The organism is Sphingomonas gei, assembly GCF_004792685.1.
Lineage (GTDB): Bacteria > Pseudomonadota > Alphaproteobacteria > Sphingomonadales > Sphingomonadaceae > Sphingomonas > Sphingomonas gei.
Genome location: NZ_SRXT01000004.1, coordinates 177323 through 195684 on the forward strand (window position 1 = coordinate 177323; position 18362 = coordinate 195684).

Below are 18362 nucleotides of genomic sequence, written 5' to 3' on the forward strand. Positions count from 1 at the left end.
CTTATTTCCGCTGGAAGACCTGCTCGGCCTCGGGGTCGAGCAGGTGGGTCACGCGGCGCGCCGCCCGGCGCGCAAAGGCCAGGGTGCATTTCCTGCGAGTCGCGCCGGCGAGCGGCACCGTCGCCGCCTCGCGGACCACCGCGGCGTCGTAGCGATCGGCGACGATCAGCCCGGCGCGCGCCGGCAGGAAACCCTCCTGCTCGAACGGGCGCAAATCGAAGCCCTCGGGCACTGCCCAGAAGAACCGGTCGCAATGCGCGAGATAGTCGGTCCATTTGGCGTCCCCGAGCAGATCGGCGCGCGACACCTTGATCTCGACGATCACGATATTGCCGCGCGCATCGAGCGCCATCAAATCGGCGCGGCGGCCGCCGTCGAGCGGGACTTCGCCGATCGCCGCGATATCGTGGCGCAGCAGCATCCGCGTCACGCCGCGGGCGACATCGCCCGCCACGAGCGGGGCATCGGACGATAAAACAGCCGAGGTCATCCCCGGCTGTTAGAACATTCAGCGAACACGGGGAAGCCCCCAAGGGCTTTCGCGTTCGGTATCAGCGATAGAAAATATGATTGCCGACCGTCGCGACGCGCGCCCGGTTCCAGCTCGGCTTGACGTAGCGCGCGTGGAAATACAGCGCGTTGCCGGCGGGGCTGTCCCACAGATCGTTCCGGGCGACCTTGGCCACGCCGAGCGCCTTGCGCCACTGCGCATTGGACGGCGGCGTCGGCAGCTTGCCGCCGCGCACGAACGAGAACTGGCCGCGCTGGGTGATCACCGAGCAGATCGACTTGGGGAAGCGCCCCGATTTGGTGCGATTGATGATCACGTCGGCGACGGCGAGCTGGCCCGCGAGCGGCTCGCTCTTCGCTTCGTAATAGACGCCGACTGCGAGGCAATTGAGCTCGGCATCGGCAGCGCCGACATCGTCGTGCGCAGCAACTGCGGCCGAGAGCGTCGCGAAATCCTGATCTTCCTGGAGCGCCGCCTGGGGGAGGGGCTGTACGATCTCGCCGTCCTGCTGGAGGACCGGCTGCGCCACGATCGCCGGCGCGGGAACCACATGGTGTTCCTGAAGGTTGACTGCCTGGACGGGCGCCTGCTGGCTCACCTGACCGGCGTCGAGCGTGGCGGCATTCGCAAGTGCGCCAGCGCAAAAAGTCACAGCCGCGAAGGTCGCGGCGCGTGGCATGAACTTCATTAAACTTCATTACTGTGCGGTGGTGCGCGGCCGGCTCCCGATACAAGTGGAACCGCCGGACTTCCCCCCGACTGCGTAATCGCCCGGCTTCACACCCCGGTCGACACAACGCTGTTGAACGAATGCCGCCCTTGCCCCGCGCGCACGTTTGGAGTCAACAAAGGTTCATCGTTTCAGCGGCGAAGCGTTCGGCGTCTGCGATATCCAGCTCGACCACCCACAAATCGCGGTCGAAACCGCGCCGCCGCTGCCAATAGTCGCGCACGGCCATCTCATCCGCAATATCTTGTGGTCCAGCGGGCAGGAGCGTGGGCGCTCCCTGGGGGTCGGAGCCGCGCTCGAACAGCCGCGGATTGCTGCCCTTGTAATAGGTTACCAGCAGGATTCCGCCCGCCCCGGCATCGCCTTTGGCGAGGATCATCGCCGAGCCGCCCTGCTGATCCGCGCGGCGAACCAGCGCGCTCACCAGCAGCGCGCTGGTCAACCGCGCCATCAGGCTGCCCGATAGCCGGGGAGCGATGCGAGTGCGATCCGCGAGCGCATGAAGGTGCCGGTTCCGCGCGCCGCTTCCTCGCCGCTCGCGTCGATCAGCCGCGCCTCGGCGACGAACACCCGGCGCTGGCCGCTCACCCAGCGCCCCTCGGCGATCACCGGGCCTTCGCCGAGCGGCCTGGTGAACAGCAGATTGAACGCCGTGGTCAGCAGGAAACGATCGGTGACGAGGCTGTTGGCGGCATAGAAAGCGGCGTCATCGAGCATCTTGAAATAGCTCGTCCCATGCGCCGCGCCGGCAGCGTGGAAATAGCGCGAATCGATGTCGAACCGGATCCGCGCGACTCCGCCCTCGGAAATCTCGAGCCGCGATTCGAACAGCCGATTGATCGGCGCCGCCGCATAGAGCGATTCGAGCGCGCGGAAATGCGCCTCGGCGCCGCGGGGCTCAGGCGGCGTCACGCGTCTCCAAGCCGGCGAGCAGCGCGAATAACGCGTCGGGCGATCCGGCGCCGCGCAGCTTGGCCGCGAAATTGCGGTCGCGCAGCTTGCGCGAGACGCAGGCGAGCGCCTTGAGATGCTCGGCGCCGGCGCTCACCGGCGAGAGCAGCATGAACACCAGATCGACCGGCAGATCGTCGATCGCGGCGAAATCGACCGGGTGGGCGAGCCGCACGAACACGCCCGCGACTCGCTTGAGTCCGTCGAGCTTCCCATGCGGAATCGCGATTCCGCCGCCGAAACCGGTCGAGCCCAGTTTCTCGCGCTCGGCCAGCCGCTCGGTCACCAGTTTCGCGTCGACGCCGTAAGCGCGCGCCGCGGCGGTGCCGAGCTGCTGGAACAGAGTCTTCTTGTTCGTTGCGCCCAAGCCGGCGAGCACCGCCTCGGGGATCAGCAAATCGCTGAGTTCGGTCATCGGATGTCCAAAGCAATCGCCCCCCGGCGGGCCTCCCCCTAGGCCTGTGCGCGGTTGGGCTCAACCCATCCGATCGTCCCGTCGCCGCGGCGATAGACCATGTTGTGCGCGCCGGTCGCGGTGTTGCGGAACAGCAGGGCGTTGGTGTGGCGCAAGTCGAGCATCATCACTGCGTCGGACACCGTCGCCTCGGGCACGTCGACTCGCGTCTCTGCGATGATCAGCGGCGACTCGACGGGTTCTTCCTCCTCGGCCGGCTCCTGGAACAAGGTATAGCCGGCATTGTCATAGGCACCGTTCTCGGCAAGCGCAGTGATCGCGCCGGTCTGCCGGTCCTTGAGGCGGCGGGTGTAGCGGCGCAGCTGCTTGTCGATCCGGTCGGCGGCGCCATCGAACGCGCCATTGGCCTCCATCCCCCTATTGGCGGCCTTGAGCACGAGCCCCTGCATCACGTGCATGATGATGTCGCAGGTGAAGCCGTTGTCGTGCGGTCCCTTGCCGAAGGTCACCTGCGACGAGAGCGCACGCGAGAAATATTTGTCGGCGGTAGCCTGGAGCCGTTCGGTGACCAACGTCTTGAGCGCATCGCCCGTTTCGACCTGATGGCCAGAGACTCGGATATCCATGATGTTACCTCCACTTCGATATGAGGCCGCCCGTATACGCGCGGCGGCCGAACCCGGATCAACCGGTCGCGGCCAGGGCCCAGAGCGGGTCCTCCAATCCCTGGACAAAGGCTGCGTGGCGCTCAAGTTCCACGACCGATGCCGCAAAATGCCGCGCAGGCCGCACATGGACCCGATTCGGCGCCTCGGCAGGGGTCTCGCGCATCACCGGCGCGTCGACCGCGAGGCCCAGCGTGATCTGCCGTCCACCGGTCAGCTCGACATAGACCTGCGCGAGCAATTGCGCGTCGAGCAAGGCGCCGTGGACCTGGCGCGCGCTGAGATCGATCCCGTAGCGGACGCACAAGGCATCGAGCGTGTGCTTGGCGCCGGGATGCCGGACCCGCGCGATCGCCAGCGTGTCGACCATCCGGCTGGTGCAGATCACCGGCCGGCCGCAGCGGCCGAGCTCGCCGTTCAGGAACGAGAAGTCGAACCCGGCATTGTGCGCGACAAGGGGGCAATCGCCGAGAAATTCGATCAGATCCTCGACGACGTCATGGAACAATGGCTTGTCCGCCAGGAAGCGCGCGCTCAACCCGTGGACGCGCTCGGCCTCGAACGGCATGTCGCGCTGCGGATTGACGTATTGATGGAAATGCCGGCCCGTGGGCACGCGATTTAGCATCTCGATACAGCCGATCTCGACCAGCCGGTCGCCGCCCGCGAAGCTGAGCCCCGTCGTCTCGGTATCGAACACAATTTCGCGCATGACGCCTTATCCACCCGCCGAAGCGGCTAGGCAAGTGAGGACCGCACGCACGGCCTCGCGAGTCTCCGCCAGCGGCCCGGCGGTGGAAATCACGAAATCGGCGCGGGCGCGCTTTTCCGGATCGGAGAGCTGGCGCGCGAGGATCGACTCGAACCGCTCGGCGGTCATCCCGGGTCGGGCGAGCACCCGCGCGCGCTGGATCTCGGGCGGCGCCGAGACAACGAGGATCTTGTCGACCTTCGCCCAGCCGCCGGCTTCGAACAGCAAAGGCACGTCGAGCACCACCACCGGCGCCTCCGCATGCGCCTTAAGGAACGCATCGCGTTCCTGGGCGACCTCGGGGTGGACCAGCGCCTCGAGCCGCGCGAACGCCGCCTCGTCCCCGAACACCGCCTCGCGCAGTGCCGTGCGATCGACGCCTTGCGCGCCGGTGGTGTCGGGAAACGCCGCTTCGATCGCCGCGACCAGCGCACCGCCGGGCCCCTGCAGCCGATGGACGATCGCGTCGGCGTCGAACACCGCAACGCCTTCGTCGGTGAACATCCGCGCGACGGTCGATTTGCCCATGCCGATCGACCCGGTGAGGCCGAGCGTGATCATCGCGTCAGCAATTCCCGGAGCGCCTCGTCGCGGTCGCGCGGGGGCTCGGCGCCGAAGAACAGTTCGAAGGCCAGCGCGGCCTGGCCGATCAGCATGTCGAGCCCGTCGACCGTGTCGAGCTCGCGGTCGCGCGCCTGGGCGAGCAAGCGCGTCTCGAGGGGCGCGTAGACGATGTCATACACCAATGCATGCTCGGGGAGCGGCGCCAGATCGAGGTCGAGCGGCGGCTGGCCGTTCATCCCCAGTGCGCTCGCATTGACCAGCAGGTCGGCGGGCGGCAGCGGACTGCCGAGCGGCACCGCGTCGCCCTTGATCCCGAAACTCGACAGCAAGGCGGCGGCCTTGAGCACGTTGCGGTTGAATATGGTGACGCGGCCGATCCCGACCTTCGTAAGCGCGAACAGGATCGCACGGGCGCCGCCCCCGGCACCGATCACCACTGCGTGCCGCCCTTCGAGAGCGAGCCCGGCGATCGGGGCATAGAAGCCGCCGGCATCGGTGTTGGTGCCGATCAGCGCGCCGTTCTCGGCGCGAAGGATCGTATTCATGGCGCCGATCGTCCCGCGAACGTCGCCCGGATCGTCGACAAGGTCCATGATCGCGACTTTATGGGGAATTGTGACGTTGCACCCGCGCCAGTCTGCGTCGGCGCACGCGCCGGCCAGATAGTCGGCGAGCTCCTCCGGCGGGACGTGGAAGCGCTTATAGTCGCCATCGATCCCCAGCGCTTCGAGCCAGAATTTGTGGATCAACGGCGATTTCGAATGCGCGATCGGGTCGCCGATCACTTCGGCATAGGGTGTCATGACGTCAAAACGCCTCGCACGCGCAAATAGTCGAGCAGCGGCAGCAGCGGCAGGCCGAGAATGGTGAAATGGCTGCCCTCGGTTCGGCTGAACAATTGCGCGCCGGGACCCTCGATCCGATAGCAGCCGACGCAGCCCGCGATCGCGGGCCATTCGCGGTCGAGATATTCGGAAATGAACGCCTCTGAAAGCCGGCGGACATGCATCCGCGCGCGATCGACATGCCGCCACACCGCATGGCCATTCTCTGCGATCACCGCAGCGCTGTAGAGATCGTGATGCCGCCCCGACAGCATCCGCAGATGCTCGGCGGCGTTCTCGCGGCTGACCGGCTTGTCGAGCAAGGTGCCGTCGTCGAGCGCCACCACCGAATCGCAGCCGAGGACGAGCGCGCCCGGCGCCAACCGGGACACCTTGAGTGCCTTGAGTTCGGCCAGCGCGTCGGACAGGTCGCGCGGGGAAATCCCGCCGGCGATCAGCGATTCCTTCGCAGTCGCCTCGTCGACCTGCGCGGCCACCGCTTCGTGCGGCACGCCGGCCGAGTCGAGCATCGCCCGACGCGACGCGCTCTGCGATGCGAGGACCAGGTTCATGCGTCGCGCGCCTGCAGATTGCGCTCGTTGCAGAGCTGGATGATCGCCGCGGCGGTTTCCTCGATCGAGCGCCGGGTCACGTCGATCACCGGCCAGCCATTGTCGGCGAACATCCGCCGCGCATACGCGATCTCGCGCTGCACCGACTCCTGATTGACATAGCTCGTCTCGTGGCTCTGGTTGAGCGACAGCAGACGGTTGCGACGGATCTGGACCAGCCGGTCGGCGCTGGTGGTGAGCCCGACGACGAGCGGATGCTTCAGCCCGAACAGATTGGGCGGCGGCGGCGATTCGACCACGATCGGGATGTTGGCGGTCTTGTAGCCGCGGTTGGCGAGATAGATCGACGTCGGCGTCTTCGACGAACGCGACACGCCGGCGAGGACGATGTCGCATTCCTCCCAATCGTCGGCGCCGATGCCGTCGTCATGCGCGATGGTGAACTGGATCGCGTCGACGCGGGCGAAATAGGCGGCGTCGAGCGTATGCTGCCGCCCGGGGCGCGCTTTGGCTTCCTGGCCGAGCAGGCCGGACAGCGCATGGCTGACCGGATCGAGCGGCGCGATCGCCGGCAGCCCCATCGCCCGGCAGCGATTCTCCAGCGTGCGGCGGACATCGGTGTTGACGAGCGTGAAGATCACCAGCCCCGGATTCTGCGCGATTTCCTGCAGGATTCGCTCGAGATGCGCTTCGCTGCGCACCATCGGCCAGAAATGGCGCAGCGTCTCGACATCGTCAAACTGCGCCAGCGCCGCCTTGGCGATATTCTCCAGCGTCTCGCCGGTCGAGTCCGAGAGCAAGTGGAGATGGAGCCGCATCAGGCGGTGAGGGAATCTGTGGAGAACATGGCTGACAGCCGCTAGCGCAACCACGCGCAGCGGCCAAGCGCGCCGAAACCGCGGGATCGGTGCAGCTTCTTCCACAATCCCGTCCCCAGCCCGGCGTTCCGGTCCACAGCCTGTGAAAAGCGGGGAGCGCGGACTCGAATCCGAGGCGCGCCGCGGGAGCGGACGAGTCAAGCTGTGGGCGATATCCGGGCAAATGGCTAAGCCCCGGCTTCCACGCCCCTACTATCTCCAACAATCCTTAGATTCTCTTCTTTATAGATAGTGGGTTCGCCGGAACGGGACGGATTCACGCTTCCGTTCGTGCCGAGCTTGTCGAAGCACCTGTGCTGCGGATGGCCCAGCGGATGGCCGCCCTTCGACAGGCTCAGGGCGAACGGACAGGAAGCCCAATTCCGCTTTCGTCCCGGCGCTGGACCGGGCAGAGACGCCCAAATGCACGTACCATCCGTCCACAAGCCCTTGCTCGCGACCCTGAAGGGCGAGCGCCAGCCGATCCCGCCGATCTGGCTGATGCGCCAGGCCGGTCGCTATCTCCCCGAATATCGCACGCTGCGGGAGGAGAAAGGCGGCTTCCTCGCGCTGGCGATGGATCCGGATTCCGCCGCCGAGATCACCCTGCAGCCGATCCGCCGCTTCGGGATGGACGGCGCAATTCTGTTTTCCGACATCCTCATCGTGCCGATGGCACTCGGACAGGATCTCTGGTTCGAAACCGGCGAAGGTCCGCGGCTCGCGCCAACCGTCCAGGCCCGCAATGTGCTGGAGGCGCTTCAGGCCGCGCCTGACAAGCTCGAGCCGATCTACGGCACCGTCCGGCGGGTAGCGGCGCAATTGCCTGCTGAGACCGGCTTCCTGGGCTTTGCCGGGAGCCCCTGGACCGTCGCGACCTATATGATCGCGGGACAGGGCAGCCGCGAACAGGCCGAGGCGCGGCGGCTGGCCTATCGCGATCCGGGGCTGATGCAGGCGCTGATCGATCGCATCGCCGATTGCACGATCGCGTATCTGCTCGGCCAGATCACTGCCGGGGTCGAGGCGGTTCAATTATTCGACAGCTGGTCGGGAAGCCTGTCGCCTGCCCAGTTCGAGCAATGGGTGATCGCGCCCACTGCGCGGATCGTGGCAGCGCTCCACCAGCGCGCGCCGCACGTGCCGGTGATCGGTTTCCCCAAGGGCGCGGGCGGCAAGCTGCCGGCTTATGCGCGCGAAACCGGGGTCGATGCGATCGGCGTCGACGAAACCGTCGATCCCGACTGGGCGCATGCATCGCTGCCGGCGGACATGCCGGTCCAGGGCAATCTCGATCCGCTCGCGCTGATTGCCGGGGGTGCGACGCTCGATAGCGCTGTCGACCGGATCCTTTCGGCTTTCGCCGATCGCCCGCATGTGTTCAATCTCGGCCACGGCATCCTGCCCGACACGCCGATCGCGCATGTCGAGCAATTGCTGCGGAGGGTGCGGGGATGACCGGCTGGCTCGGCAATGCGTATCTTTGGGTCAAGGCAGCCCATATCATCTTCGTCATCTTCTGGATGGCGGGGCTGTTCCTGCTGCCGCGCTACCTCGTCCATCATCAGGAAGCGCTCGGTACGCCCGAGGCGGCGGCGTGGGAAAGGCGCGAGGCACTGCTTCGCCGGATGATCCTCGGCCCGTCGATCGGCGCGGTCTGGCTGCTGGGCATCGCGCTTGCGGTAAATATCGGGTTGCTCGACGGTCAGCCGGGGTTGGGCTGGCTCCACGCCAAATTGCTCTTCGTCGTCGCGCTGAGTGGGTATCACGGCTGGGCAGTCGGCTATGCCAAGAAGCTTGCCCGGGGGCAGGGCAGCACATCGCCGCGGAACTTGCGGCTGCTGGGCGAGGTGCCGGCATTCGCAGTGATATTCATCGTCGTGCTGGCAGTGGTCAAACCGTTCTAAATTTGCGGTGTTGACGGACATTCGGCAATTTTCCTGCGCAGGATCGGCGTGACGCCCGTTGACTTGCGCCCGCGCCGCACCTAATTCGCAGTTCAGACCACGCTTCTTCGGGCGGCGGTTCCTTCCTCCCAGCATCGCCAATCGTGCGCATCCGCCGACCGACGCTCCCCCAATAGCTTCCCAGCATTCGGACTCCCCATGCATCTCAAGGAACTCAAGAAGACCCCGCCAGCCGAACTGGTCTCGATGGCCGAGGAGCTCGGCGTCGAGAGCGCGTCGACGCTGCGGAAACAGGATCTGCTGTTCGCGATCCTCAAGGCCCAGGCCGAGAATGGCGAGCAGATCATGGGCGAGGGCACGATCGAAGTGCTCCCCGACGGCTTCGGCTTCCTGCGCAGCCCGCAGGCCAATTATCTCGCCGGCCCCGACGACATCTATGTCTCGCCCAACCAGGTCCGTAAATTCGGCCTGCGCACCGGCGATACGGTCGAAGGCGAGATCCGCGGCCCGAAGGACGGCGAGCGCTATTTCGCGCTGACTCGCCTGGTCTCGGTCAATTTCGACGATCCCGAGGCCGTCCGCCACCGCGTCAATTTCGACAATCTCACCCCGCTCTATCCCGAGAGCAAGCTGACCCTCGACACGCTCGACCCGACGATCAAGGACAAGTCGGCGCGGGTGATCGACATCGTCGCGCCACAGGGCAAGGGCCAGCGCGCATTGATCGTCGCGCCGCCGCGCGTCGGCAAGACGGTTCTCCTCCAGAACATCGCCCGCGCGATCACCGAGAACCATCCCGAGGTATTCCTGATCGTGCTCCTGATCGACGAGCGCCCCGAGGAAGTCACCGACATGCAGCGCAGCGTGAAGGGCGAAGTGATCTCCTCGACCTTCGACGAGCCCGCGCAGCGCCACGTGCAAGTCTCTGAAATGGTGATCGAAAAAGCCAAGCGCCTGGTCGAGCACAAGAAGGACGTGGTGATCCTGCTCGATTCGATCACCCGCCTCGGCCGCGCCTACAACACCGTGGTCCCGTCGTCGGGCAAGGTCCTGACCGGCGGTGTCGACGCGAACGCGCTCCAGCGCCCGAAACGCTTCTTCGGCGCCGCGCGCAACATCGAGGAAGGCGGATCACTCTCGATCATCGCCACCGCGCTGATCGACACCGGCAGCCGCATGGACGAAGTCATCTTCGAAGAGTTCAAGGGCACCGGCAATTCGGAAATCGTCCTCGACCGCAAGGTGGCGGACAAGCGCATCTTCCCGGCGCTCGACGTCGGCAAATCGGGCACCCGCAAGGAAGAATTGCTCGTCGACAAGGCGAAGCTCACCAAGATGTGGGTGCTTCGCCGCATCCTCATGCAGATGGGCACGATCGACGCGATGGAATTCTTGCTCGACAAGATGAAGGATTCGAAGACCAACGAGGACTTCTTCGACTCGATGAATCAGTAATTTAGTGTCACCCCGGCCTTGTGCCGGGGTCCATCGCGCGGCTTGCCGAAAAGCAAGCGCCTCCTGTCCTTCGCATGCGGCACCGTGGATCCCGGCACTTCGGCCGGGATGACGTGTTTTGGTTGCCAGTTCGCCAGCCGCCGCTAGGAGGTGCCCATGCTCGACCTGATCCTCAGCGCCGCCGTCACCGCCATCGGTTCGCCGCTCGACATCTGGCACCATATCGTCGCCGATTTCTCCAATCTCGGCGATCCGGCGCGGCTCGCCGCGTTCGGATCGGTGCTGATGATCGATCTGGTACTCGCCGGCGACAATGCGATCGTCGTCGGCGCGCTCGCCGCGGGGCTTCCGGCTGAGCAGCGCAAGAAAGTCATCCTGATCGGCATCGGCGCGGCACTTGTGCTGCGGATCGCGTTCGCTCTGGTGGTCAGCTGGCTGATGGGAATCGTCGGGCTGATCTTCGCCGGCGGTTTGCTGTTGCTGTGGGTGAGCTGGAAATTCTGGCGCGAGATCCGCCATGCCGGCGAGAGCCATGGCTCGGAAGAGATTCACGGCGACGAACGCTCGGGCGTGCGCTCGGCACGCAGCTTCGCGGGGGCGGCCTGGGCAGTCGCGATCGCCGACGTGTCGATGAGCCTCGACAATGTCCTCGCGGTCGCCGGCGCGGCGCGCGAGCATCCCGGCATCCTCGTCGTCGGCCTATTGCTCTCGGTCGCGCTGATGGGGCTGGCCGCCAATTTCATCGCCAAGCTGATCGACCGCTATCGCTGGATCGCCTATTTCGGGCTCGCGGTGATTGTCTTCGTCGCCGGGAAGATGATCTACGAAGGCTGGATCGGCAGCCATCAGACTCCGGGGATCATCAGCTTCTTCGCCTGAGGCGACGGTAGCCGCTGGCAAGCGAGTGGTTGCAATGTAGGATTTGATGCGCTGGTATGAGAGCGGCACGCATGCGCATGCCGCTCTTTGACATCGTCGTATCAGCCGAAGCGGAACCAACCAAAGGGTTGGTCCCCACTTGCGCCTTGCCGGCCCAATTCGCCGCAACTCCTGGCTAACCGCGCTACAACTACCTGATTACACGGTCTATAATTTGGAGGACGGCTTTGGCGGCTTGAGTCAACCGCACGCAAAACCTGTTGACCCGTCAAGCGGCGGTCAACCGCGCTCAGCCGATATGCTCGGCGAAAAACGCCGCGGTCCGCGCATCCGCGAGCTCTGCCGCCTTTTCCGAGCGACGCGCCCCCATCTCCGCCGCGAAGCCGTGATCCTCGCCCGGATAGTCGAAGATCGTCACCTTGGGATGGTCGTCTAGGGCTTCGTGCATCTTCGCCTGAATGTCGGGGGTGACGAAATGATCGGCGCCGGCGACGTGGAGCAGCACCGGGTTGGCGATCGCGTGCTTCTCGCCGAGCAGATTGTCGATGCCGACGCCATAATAGCAGACGGTGGCGTCCGAATCGGTTCGTGTCGCGCACATGAAAGCGAGCCGTCCGCCGAGGCAATAGCCGACGACTCCGACGCTGCGGCTCCCCAATTTGCCGCGCGCCGCCTTGATTGCGGCCTCGAGGTCCTCGATGCCCTTGCCCTGATCGAACCGGTTCATCCAGTCGAACGCCTGCTGCAATTGCGCGGGTACGTCCGGGTCGAGCTCGATGCCCGGCTCGAGCCGCCAGAACAAGTCGGGCGCGAGCGCCACATAGCCTTTCGCTGCCCAGGCGTCGCACTTTTTGCGGATCCCCGGATTGACGCCGAAAATCTCCTGAATCACCACGATCGCACCGCGTGCGGGGCCTTCCGGCTCGGCGACATAGGCCGTGAAGCTGCCGCTGCCGTCGCTGGCGTCGATGCCGAGGTTGCTCATAGCATTGTCCTTTTCGAATGCTGCCGCTCGTGCTCGAGCAGCCAGGATTTTGTCCTCGGGCCGTCGCCGGCCGAATACGCGCCGAGCGCGCCGCCGCCGCCAAGTATGCGGTGGCACGGCACGAGGATCGGGAAGGGGTTGCGCGCGCAGAGCTGGCCGATCGCCCGCGGGCTGGATCCCAAAGCCCGGGCCAGCGCGCCGTAGCTCAATGTCTCGCCATAGCCGACCGCGATCAGGCCGTTGCGCAGCGTCTCGCCGCGGGCGCTGCCGGCGGGCGCGAGCGGCACGTCGAATGCGTCGCGCTCGCCCGCGAACCATTGCGCGAGCTGCTCGGCGGCCAGGCGGACCGCGCTGGTGCTGCCGGACGCCGGCGCGCCGTCGGCACCGATCCGGATCGCGTCCAGCACGGCTTCGCCGCCCTCGATCCTGATGGCACCGATGGGCGTTGCGATCAGGGCATGGTCGCGCGCATACATGGCGCAAGACCTAGCAGCCGCTCCGCGGCCCGCGCAACGGAGATGGGCAGTGAAGATCAATGTCGAAGTCGATTGCACGCCGGAAGAGGCGCGCCGCGCGATGGGGCTTCCCGACCTGGCACCGGTGCACGATCGCTATGTGCAGATGATGGTGGATGCAGTCGACAAGCAAGGCACCCCCGAAGGGATGGCGGATATGATGCGCAATTGGGGGCCGATGGGCGAGGGCGCGATGAGCTTCTGGCGGACGATGTTCGAGAGCGGCAACAAGAGCTGACATGGATACGATCTTCGCGGTGTCGAGCGGGGCGCCGCCCGCCGCCATCGCCGTTTTGCGCCTGAGCGGCCCGCGCGCGTTCGATGCGGCCGCTTTGCTCGCCGGCACGCTCCCCGCGCCGCGCCGGGCCGGGCTTCGGCCGCTGCACGATCCGGCGAATGGCGAACTGCTCGATCGGGCGCTGATCCTCGCCTTTCCCGGGCCGCGCAGCGCGAGCGGCGAGGATCTGGTCGAGTTGCATCTCCATGGCGGTCGCGCCGTGGTGCGCGCAGTCGAGGCTGCGCTCGCTGCGATCCATGGGCTGCGCGCGGCCGAGCCGGGCGAATTCACTCGCCGCGCCTTGCTCAACGGGCGGCTCGATCTCAGCGAGGCCGAGGGGCTGGGCGACCTGCTCATGGCAGAAACCGAATCGCAGCGCCGAATGGCCACGCGCGCCGCGGAGGGCGGAGTGCGCCGGCAGGTCGAGCAATGGGCGGAGCGGTTGCTGCAGCTTGCGGCTCAGGTGGAGGCGCAACTCGACCATAGCGACGAGGACGACGTGGCGGGCAGTGCCGACTCGCTCGACGCGATTCGTGCGGAAGCCGCGGCGCTCGCGCAGGACATTGCGGAAGTCACGGCACGGCCGCCGACCGAACGGCTTCGCGACGGACTGCGCGTCGTGCTGGCGGGCCCGCCCAATGCGGGGAAGTCGACCTTGCTCAACGCGATGATCGAGCGCGACGCGGCGATCGTCTCGCCGATCGCCGGCACCACGCGCGACCGGATCGAGGCGCCGGTGGTGCGGAACGGCACCGCCTGGCTGCTGATCGACACGGCCGGGCTCACCGATTCGTCGACGGATCCGATCGAGGCAATCGGCGTCGGGCGGGCGAGGGCAGCGCTCGACGAGGCCGACATAGTGTTGTGGCTCGGCGACGAAAGTCCCCCGCCGCATCCCACGTTCCTCTGGCTCAATCCGCGCTGCGACGTTCCTGGGCGAGAGGCGCTTCCGGCGCGCGACATCGCACTCTCGGCAGTGACCGGTGAGGGAGTGGACGCGCTCTGGTTGCGTCTCGACGCTCTTGCGGGCGATCTGTTGCCGCCACCGGATTTGATCGCGTTCAATGCCCGACAGCGCGACTTGGCCGGTGCGGCGGCGAGGTCTTTGTCAATTGCTGCGGCGCAACATGATCTGCTGCTGGTCGCCGAGGAACTACGCGGAGCGCGCCGCGCGTTCGATTCGATCACCGGCAGGACCGATGTCGAGGCAATGCTCGATTCGCTGTTTTCGCGGTTTTGCATCGGCAAATAGCTATGTTCCACGTGGAACGGTTTTGACGCGGCCGATCTGAGTCGGTACCGCGCACATATGCAATTCGACGTAATCGTAATCGGCGGGGGCCACGCCGGCACCGAGGCTGCGGCTGCGGCGGCGCGTCGCGGCGCGCGCACTGCCCTGCTCAGCTTCGATTTGACCAAGCTCGGCGCCATGTCGTGCAACCCGGCGATCGGCGGCTTGGGCAAGGGGCATCTCGTCCGCGAAGTCGACGCTTGCGATGGGCTGATCGGCCGGGCGGCCGACGCCGCCGCAATCCATTACCGGATGCTCAACCGCAGCAAGGGCACTGCAGTACAAGGCCCGCGCGTGCAGGCGGATCGCTTGCGCTACGCTGCGGCGATCCAGGCGATGCTCGGCGCGCAGTCCGGCCTCCAACTCGTCGAGGGCGAGGCGGATGCGCTGGAGCTGGTTGGCGGCAAAATAGCCGGGGTTCGCTTGGCGGACGGCACCCGGCTCGTCGCTGCGGCCGTCGTGCTCGCCACCGGCACGTTTCTGGGCGGACGAATCTTTCGGGGTGAAGAGCGCGAGCTGGGTGGCCGAGTTGGCGAGGGGGCGGCGACGCGGCTCGCGGCGCAGCTTCACGCGCTTGCGCTGCCGGTGGGGCGGCTAAAGACCGGGACGCCACCGCGGCTCGACGGACGTACGATCGACTGGGCGCGCGTGGCCGAGCAACCTTCCGACGCGGATCTCTGGACGATGTCGCCGATGAGCAAGGGGCGAGTCCTCCCGCAACTTCACTGCGGCGTGACCCGGACCAACCAGGCGACGCACGATGCGATCCGCGTGGGCCTCGACCGCTCGCCCTTGTTTTCCGGTGCAATCCATGCCCAGGGCCCGCGCTATTGCCCTTCGATCGAGGATAAGATTCACCGGTTCGGCGACCGTGACGGCCATCAGATATTCCTCGAACCCGAGGGTCTGAACACCAATCTCGTCTATCCCAACGGCATGTCCACGTCGTTGCCAGTCGATGTGCAGGAGGCGATGGTCAAATCGGTGCCGGGCCTTGAGCGTGCTCGGATCGTCACTCCCGGCTATGCCGTCGAATATGATTATATCGATCCGCGGGCGCTGAACGCGAATTTGGCGCTGCCCGCCATACCCGGGCTCTATTTTGCCGGGCAGATCAACGGCACCACCGGTTACGAAGAGGCGGCGGGGCAGGGGCTCGTGGCGGGTGCCAATGCGGCCGCCTTCGCCCGACGGCTCGATACGCTCACGCTGGACCGGGCGACCAGCTATCTCGGTGTCATGGTCGATGATCTGGTGCTGCAGGGCGTTACCGAGCCGTATCGCATGCTCACCGCGCGTGCCGAGTTCCGGCTGCGTTTGCGTGCCGATAACGCCGAAACCCGCCTGGGCGGGGCTGCGGCCGAGCTTGGCCTGCTCGGGCGCGAGCGGCTCGCCCGGCGTGCGAGTCGCCTGGATAGCCGGGCGCAGCTCGACCGCCATTTCGAAGCGTTGCTCACGGCTTCCGCGGTGCATGCGCGCGGCGCACCGGTCGGGCTCGACGGTGCGCGGCGCTCGGCAAAGGAATGGTTGCGCTTCCCAGGGGTGGAGTTCGCCCATGTGTCGGACGGCCTGGACGCCGATCCTGCGATGCTTGCGGAGTTTATCGAGGACGCGCGGTATGCGCCCTATCTCGAACGCCAGAGCGCTGAGGTTGAACAATTGCGGGCGAACGACAATGTCCGTTTGGGTGCGCATCTCGACTTCAGTGCCATCCCGGGCTTGTCGGTCGAGATGGTGGAGAAGTTCAATGCGGCGCGCCCGGAGACTCTGGGCGCAGCGGCGCGGATCCGCGGCGTCACCCCGGCCGCGCTGTCTGCCGTCCTGATGCATGCGCGGAAATCCGCAGCGTGAACGAGGCGCAGGCACGAAGCTGGATCCGCGATCGATTTGGTGTTTCACGTGAAACAGTGCTCCAGCGCTATGGTGAACTTCTCCTTGCGGAAGCGCCGATTCAGAACCTGATTTCGGCGTCGACTTTGGACTCGATATGGTCGCGCCACTTCGTCGATTCGGCGCAACTCGTGCCTTTGGCTGGAGACGCGCCATCGGGAATGTGGCTGGACGTCGGAAGTGGCGCGGGCTTGCCGGGCATTGTCGCGGCGATCCTCCAGGACCGGCCCGTAGCGCTTTGCGAGCCGCGCGCTAGGCGGGCGGAGTTTCTCGCGGCGGTGGTCAGGGAACTGAATCTCGAAGCCAGGGTCAGTGTTCAAATGTCCAAGGCAGAGGCCTATCGCCCTGACGAGCCGGTCGCGATAATATCCGCTCGCGCGGTATCGGAGCTGTCCCAACTGCTTCGTTCAGCCGCGCACTGCGCCGATTTGTCCACAATCTGGCTGCTACCCAAGGGGCGGAGCGCGCAATCGGAGGTGGATGCCGCGCGCGGGAAATGGCAAGGTACGTTCCACGTGGAACCAAGTATCACGCAGCCGGAATCCGGCATCGTGATCGCCCGAGGGGTGCGGCCCAGATGATCTGCATTGCGATCGCCAATCAGAAGGGCGGGGTGGGCAAAACCACCACTGCGATCAATGTCGGGACGGCATTGGCCGCCACCGGCATGCGCGTCTTGTTGCTCGACCTCGACCCACAAGGCAACGCTTCGACGGGGCTCGGCATCGGACGGGCAGCACGGGACCAGCATTCGACCTATGACCTGCTGGTCGGCAGCGCGAGCCTCGACGAAGTCGCAATTCCGACGAAGGTACCCCGGCTCGATATCGTACCGGCGACGCAGGATCTGTCAGGCGCGGAGATCGAACTGATCGAGTTCGAGGCGCGCACGCATCGCCTGGATGCGGCACTTGCGCGCCACGCCCCGGCCAGGTGGGACGTCGTGCTGATCGATTGCCCGCCGTCGCTCGGTTTGCTCACGATCAATGCGATGGTTGCCGCCCATGCGCTGCTCGTTCCGCTCCAGTGCGAGTTCTTTGCGCTAGAGGGGCTCAGCCAATTGCTCAGCACGATCGACCGCATCCGCAGCCGCTTCAATCCTGGACTGTCTATCCTCGGGGTTGCGCTGACGATGTACGACCGCCGTAACCGCCTGACCGACCAGGTCGCAGACGATGTCCGCGCCGTGCTCGGCAAGGTTGTGTTCGATACGGTGATCCCGCGCAACGTCCGGCTGTCCGAGGCGCCGAGCCACGGCATGCCGGCGCTGATCTACGATTATCGCTGCGCCGGCTCGGAGGCCTATATCGCGCTCGCCCGCGAAGTGATCGAGCGTCTGCCCAAGCTCAGGAAAGCCGCATGAACGAACCTGCCCCCCGCAAACACGGCCTCGGCCGCGGCCTCAGTGCGTTGCTGGGGGACAACGTCTCCGAAGCGCCGGTGTCTGGCTCTTCCGAGCGCGGTAGCGGTTCAGGCGTGCGCATGCTGCCGGTCAGCGCGATGGCGCCGCATCCGGGGCAGCCGCGCCGGCATTTCGACGAGGCCGCGCTAAACGATCTTGCAGAGTCGATCGCTTCGCGCGGGCTGATCCAGCCGATCGTCGTTCGGCCGCACGGCCATAGCTACCAGATCGTCGCGGGCGAGCGCCGCTGGCGCGCGGCGCAACGCGCCCGGCTCCACGAAGTCCCCGTTCTTGTCCGCGAACTGACCGACGCGGAGACGATGGAAATCGCGCTGGTGGAAAACATCCAGCGCGAGGATCTCAATGCGATCGAAGAAGCTGAGGCCTATTCGAAGCTGATCGGTGAGTTCGGGCACACTCAGGAAGCGCTTGCCAAGCTCGTTCACAAATCGCGCAGTCATGTCGCCAACCTATTGCGATTGCTGGATCTTCCGTCACCAGTCCGCGAAATGGTGGTAACCGGTGCGATCGAAATGGGGCATGCCCGCGCGCTGATCGGCACCGCTGACGCCGAGAGGCTCGCACGCACCGTTGCCGAGAAAGGCCTGTCGGTTCGCGAGACCGAGAAGCTCGCGCGCGAGGCCAAGCCCGCCACGCAGCGCAAGAGCGGGGTGGGGGCGAGCCGCAACGCCGATATCGAGGCACTGGAGCGGCAATTGGGCGACGTGCTCGGTCTCCACGTCAAGATCGGGCATAGCCCCAAGGGCGGTGGGACGCTGACGCTGGGCTATTCGACGCTCGACCAGCTCGACATGGTGTGCCAGCGGCTGACCGGCGAGCGCATCTAGAGTCGATTCCCCCTGAGCTAAAGCAGGTCATTCCCTGCGAAAGCACGGGGCCAGGGGGGGCCAGGAGCCCATA

Annotated in this window: 23 protein-coding genes; 10 read left to right on the forward strand and 13 right to left on the reverse strand. The window is 66.1% G+C overall.

All coding sequences use genetic code 11. The features are described 5' to 3' along the window. Position 1: 1 nt before the first annotated feature. From E5A73_RS10620 to E5A73_RS10670, 11 genes are all read right to left on the reverse strand, one after another. The gene (locus E5A73_RS10620) at positions 2-490 is read right to left on the reverse strand and encodes an MmcB family DNA repair protein (RefSeq protein WP_135963811.1); all 489 of its coding nucleotides are present in this window, start codon (positions 488-490) and stop codon (positions 2-4) included. A gap of 61 nt (positions 491-551) precedes the next feature. Next, positions 552-1199 (reverse strand): cell wall hydrolase, encoded by a 648-nt coding sequence (locus tag E5A73_RS10625; RefSeq protein WP_135963812.1) that lies wholly within the window; start codon positions 1197-1199, stop codon positions 552-554. Positions 1200-1353: 154 nt separating this feature from the next. Continuing rightward, entirely contained in the window at positions 1354-1692 is a 339-nt protein-coding gene (locus tag E5A73_RS10630; RefSeq protein ID WP_135963813.1) for a DUF1491 family protein, read from the reverse strand. Further along, complete coding sequence (locus E5A73_RS10635; RefSeq protein ID WP_135963814.1) at positions 1692-2153, reverse strand: PaaI family thioesterase; 462 nt, start codon at positions 2151-2153, stop codon at positions 1692-1694. The genes E5A73_RS10630 and E5A73_RS10635 overlap by 1 nt, the downstream gene beginning before the upstream one ends. Further along, a complete protein-coding gene (locus E5A73_RS10640; RefSeq protein WP_135963815.1) occupies positions 2140-2607 on the reverse strand; it encodes a PTS sugar transporter subunit IIA in 468 nt (155 codons plus the stop codon). The genes E5A73_RS10635 and E5A73_RS10640 overlap by 14 nt, the downstream gene beginning before the upstream one ends. A gap of 38 nt (positions 2608-2645) precedes the next feature. After that, positions 2646-3233, reverse strand: coding sequence for a ribosome hibernation-promoting factor, HPF/YfiA family (hpf, locus tag E5A73_RS10645; RefSeq protein WP_135963816.1), 588 nt, complete (start codon positions 3231-3233; stop codon positions 2646-2648). A gap of 58 nt (positions 3234-3291) precedes the next feature. Further along, positions 3292-3984, reverse strand: coding sequence for a DNA polymerase III subunit epsilon (gene dnaQ, locus E5A73_RS10650; protein WP_135963817.1), 693 nt, complete (start codon positions 3982-3984; stop codon positions 3292-3294). A gap of 6 nt (positions 3985-3990) precedes the next feature. Next, positions 3991-4584, reverse strand: coding sequence for a dephospho-CoA kinase (gene coaE / locus E5A73_RS10655; RefSeq protein ID WP_135963818.1), 594 nt, complete (start codon positions 4582-4584; stop codon positions 3991-3993). Beyond that, positions 4581-5390 carry a shikimate dehydrogenase gene (gene aroE, locus E5A73_RS10660; RefSeq protein WP_135963819.1) on the reverse strand — a complete coding sequence of 270 codons (810 nt, stop codon included), beginning with the start codon at positions 5388-5390 and terminating at the stop codon, positions 4581-4583. Before aroE ends, coaE begins: the two co-directional genes overlap by 4 nt. Further along, positions 5387-5983 carry a Maf family protein gene (locus E5A73_RS10665; protein ID WP_135963820.1) on the reverse strand — a complete coding sequence of 199 codons (597 nt, stop codon included), beginning with the start codon at positions 5981-5983 and terminating at the stop codon, positions 5387-5389. The genes aroE and E5A73_RS10665 overlap by 4 nt, the downstream gene beginning before the upstream one ends. Continuing rightward, positions 5980-6801: a pyruvate, water dikinase regulatory protein gene (locus tag E5A73_RS10670; protein WP_206366460.1), complete on the reverse strand. Its 822-nt coding sequence runs from the start codon at positions 6799-6801 to the stop codon at positions 5980-5982. Before E5A73_RS10670 ends, E5A73_RS10665 begins: the two co-directional genes overlap by 4 nt. Before the next feature lie 462 nt (positions 6802-7263). Here E5A73_RS10670 and hemE point away from each other — a divergent pair, with 462 nt between their 5' ends. The 4 genes from hemE (at position 7264) to E5A73_RS10690 (ending at position 11081) form a co-directional block, all read left to right on the forward strand. Then, a complete protein-coding gene (gene hemE / locus E5A73_RS10675; RefSeq protein WP_135963821.1) occupies positions 7264-8298 on the forward strand; it encodes a uroporphyrinogen decarboxylase in 1035 nt (344 codons plus the stop codon). Next, positions 8295-8747 carry a CopD family protein gene (locus tag E5A73_RS10680; protein ID WP_135963822.1) on the forward strand — a complete coding sequence of 151 codons (453 nt, stop codon included), beginning with the start codon at positions 8295-8297 and terminating at the stop codon, positions 8745-8747. The genes hemE and E5A73_RS10680 overlap by 4 nt, the downstream gene beginning before the upstream one ends. 198 nt (positions 8748-8945) lie before the next feature. Further along, entirely contained in the window at positions 8946-10202 is a 1257-nt protein-coding gene (gene rho / locus E5A73_RS10685; RefSeq protein WP_100282918.1) for a transcription termination factor Rho, read from the forward strand. Between the two features lie 156 nt (positions 10203-10358). Further along, complete coding sequence (locus E5A73_RS10690) at positions 10359-11081, forward strand: TerC family protein (RefSeq protein ID WP_135963823.1); 723 nt, start codon at positions 10359-10361, stop codon at positions 11079-11081. 289 nt (positions 11082-11370) lie between these two features. Here the strand turns inward: E5A73_RS10690 and E5A73_RS10695 are convergent, their stop codons facing one another. Together E5A73_RS10695 and E5A73_RS10700 are read right to left on the reverse strand one after the other, a co-directional pair. Continuing rightward, positions 11371-12066 carry a dienelactone hydrolase family protein gene (locus E5A73_RS10695; RefSeq protein ID WP_135963824.1) on the reverse strand — a complete coding sequence of 232 codons (696 nt, stop codon included), beginning with the start codon at positions 12064-12066 and terminating at the stop codon, positions 11371-11373. Further along, on the reverse strand, positions 12063-12542 hold the full coding sequence (locus E5A73_RS10700) for a methylated-DNA--[protein]-cysteine S-methyltransferase (protein WP_135963825.1): 480 nt from the start codon (positions 12540-12542) through the stop codon (positions 12063-12065). The genes E5A73_RS10695 and E5A73_RS10700 overlap by 4 nt, the downstream gene beginning before the upstream one ends. Before the next feature lie 49 nt (positions 12543-12591). Between E5A73_RS10700 and E5A73_RS10705 the strand changes: the two genes are divergently transcribed. From E5A73_RS10705 to E5A73_RS10730, 6 genes are read left to right on the forward strand one after another with little or no spacing between them, the layout of a single operon-like run. Beyond that, positions 12592-12819 carry a DUF6489 family protein gene (locus E5A73_RS10705; RefSeq protein WP_135963826.1) on the forward strand — a complete coding sequence of 76 codons (228 nt, stop codon included), beginning with the start codon at positions 12592-12594 and terminating at the stop codon, positions 12817-12819. Position 12820: 1 nt separating this feature from the next. Beyond that, positions 12821-14110, forward strand: coding sequence for a tRNA uridine-5-carboxymethylaminomethyl(34) synthesis GTPase MnmE (gene mnmE / locus E5A73_RS10710; RefSeq protein WP_135963827.1), 1290 nt, complete (start codon positions 12821-12823; stop codon positions 14108-14110). A 57-nt stretch (positions 14111-14167) separates the two neighbouring features. After that, on the forward strand, positions 14168-16000 hold the full coding sequence (mnmG, locus tag E5A73_RS10715; RefSeq protein ID WP_135963828.1) for a tRNA uridine-5-carboxymethylaminomethyl(34) synthesis enzyme MnmG: 1833 nt from the start codon (positions 14168-14170) through the stop codon (positions 15998-16000). Then, on the forward strand, positions 15997-16620 hold the full coding sequence (gene rsmG, locus E5A73_RS10720) for a 16S rRNA (guanine(527)-N(7))-methyltransferase RsmG (protein WP_135963829.1): 624 nt from the start codon (positions 15997-15999) through the stop codon (positions 16618-16620). The genes mnmG and rsmG overlap by 4 nt, the downstream gene beginning before the upstream one ends. Next, entirely contained in the window at positions 16617-17402 is a 786-nt protein-coding gene (locus tag E5A73_RS10725) for a ParA family protein (protein WP_135963830.1), read from the forward strand. The genes rsmG and E5A73_RS10725 overlap by 4 nt, the downstream gene beginning before the upstream one ends. Next, positions 17399-18289: a ParB/RepB/Spo0J family partition protein gene (locus E5A73_RS10730; protein ID WP_135963831.1), complete on the forward strand. Its 891-nt coding sequence runs from the start codon at positions 17399-17401 to the stop codon at positions 18287-18289. The genes E5A73_RS10725 and E5A73_RS10730 overlap by 4 nt, the downstream gene beginning before the upstream one ends. Positions 18290-18362 lie beyond the last annotated feature (73 nt).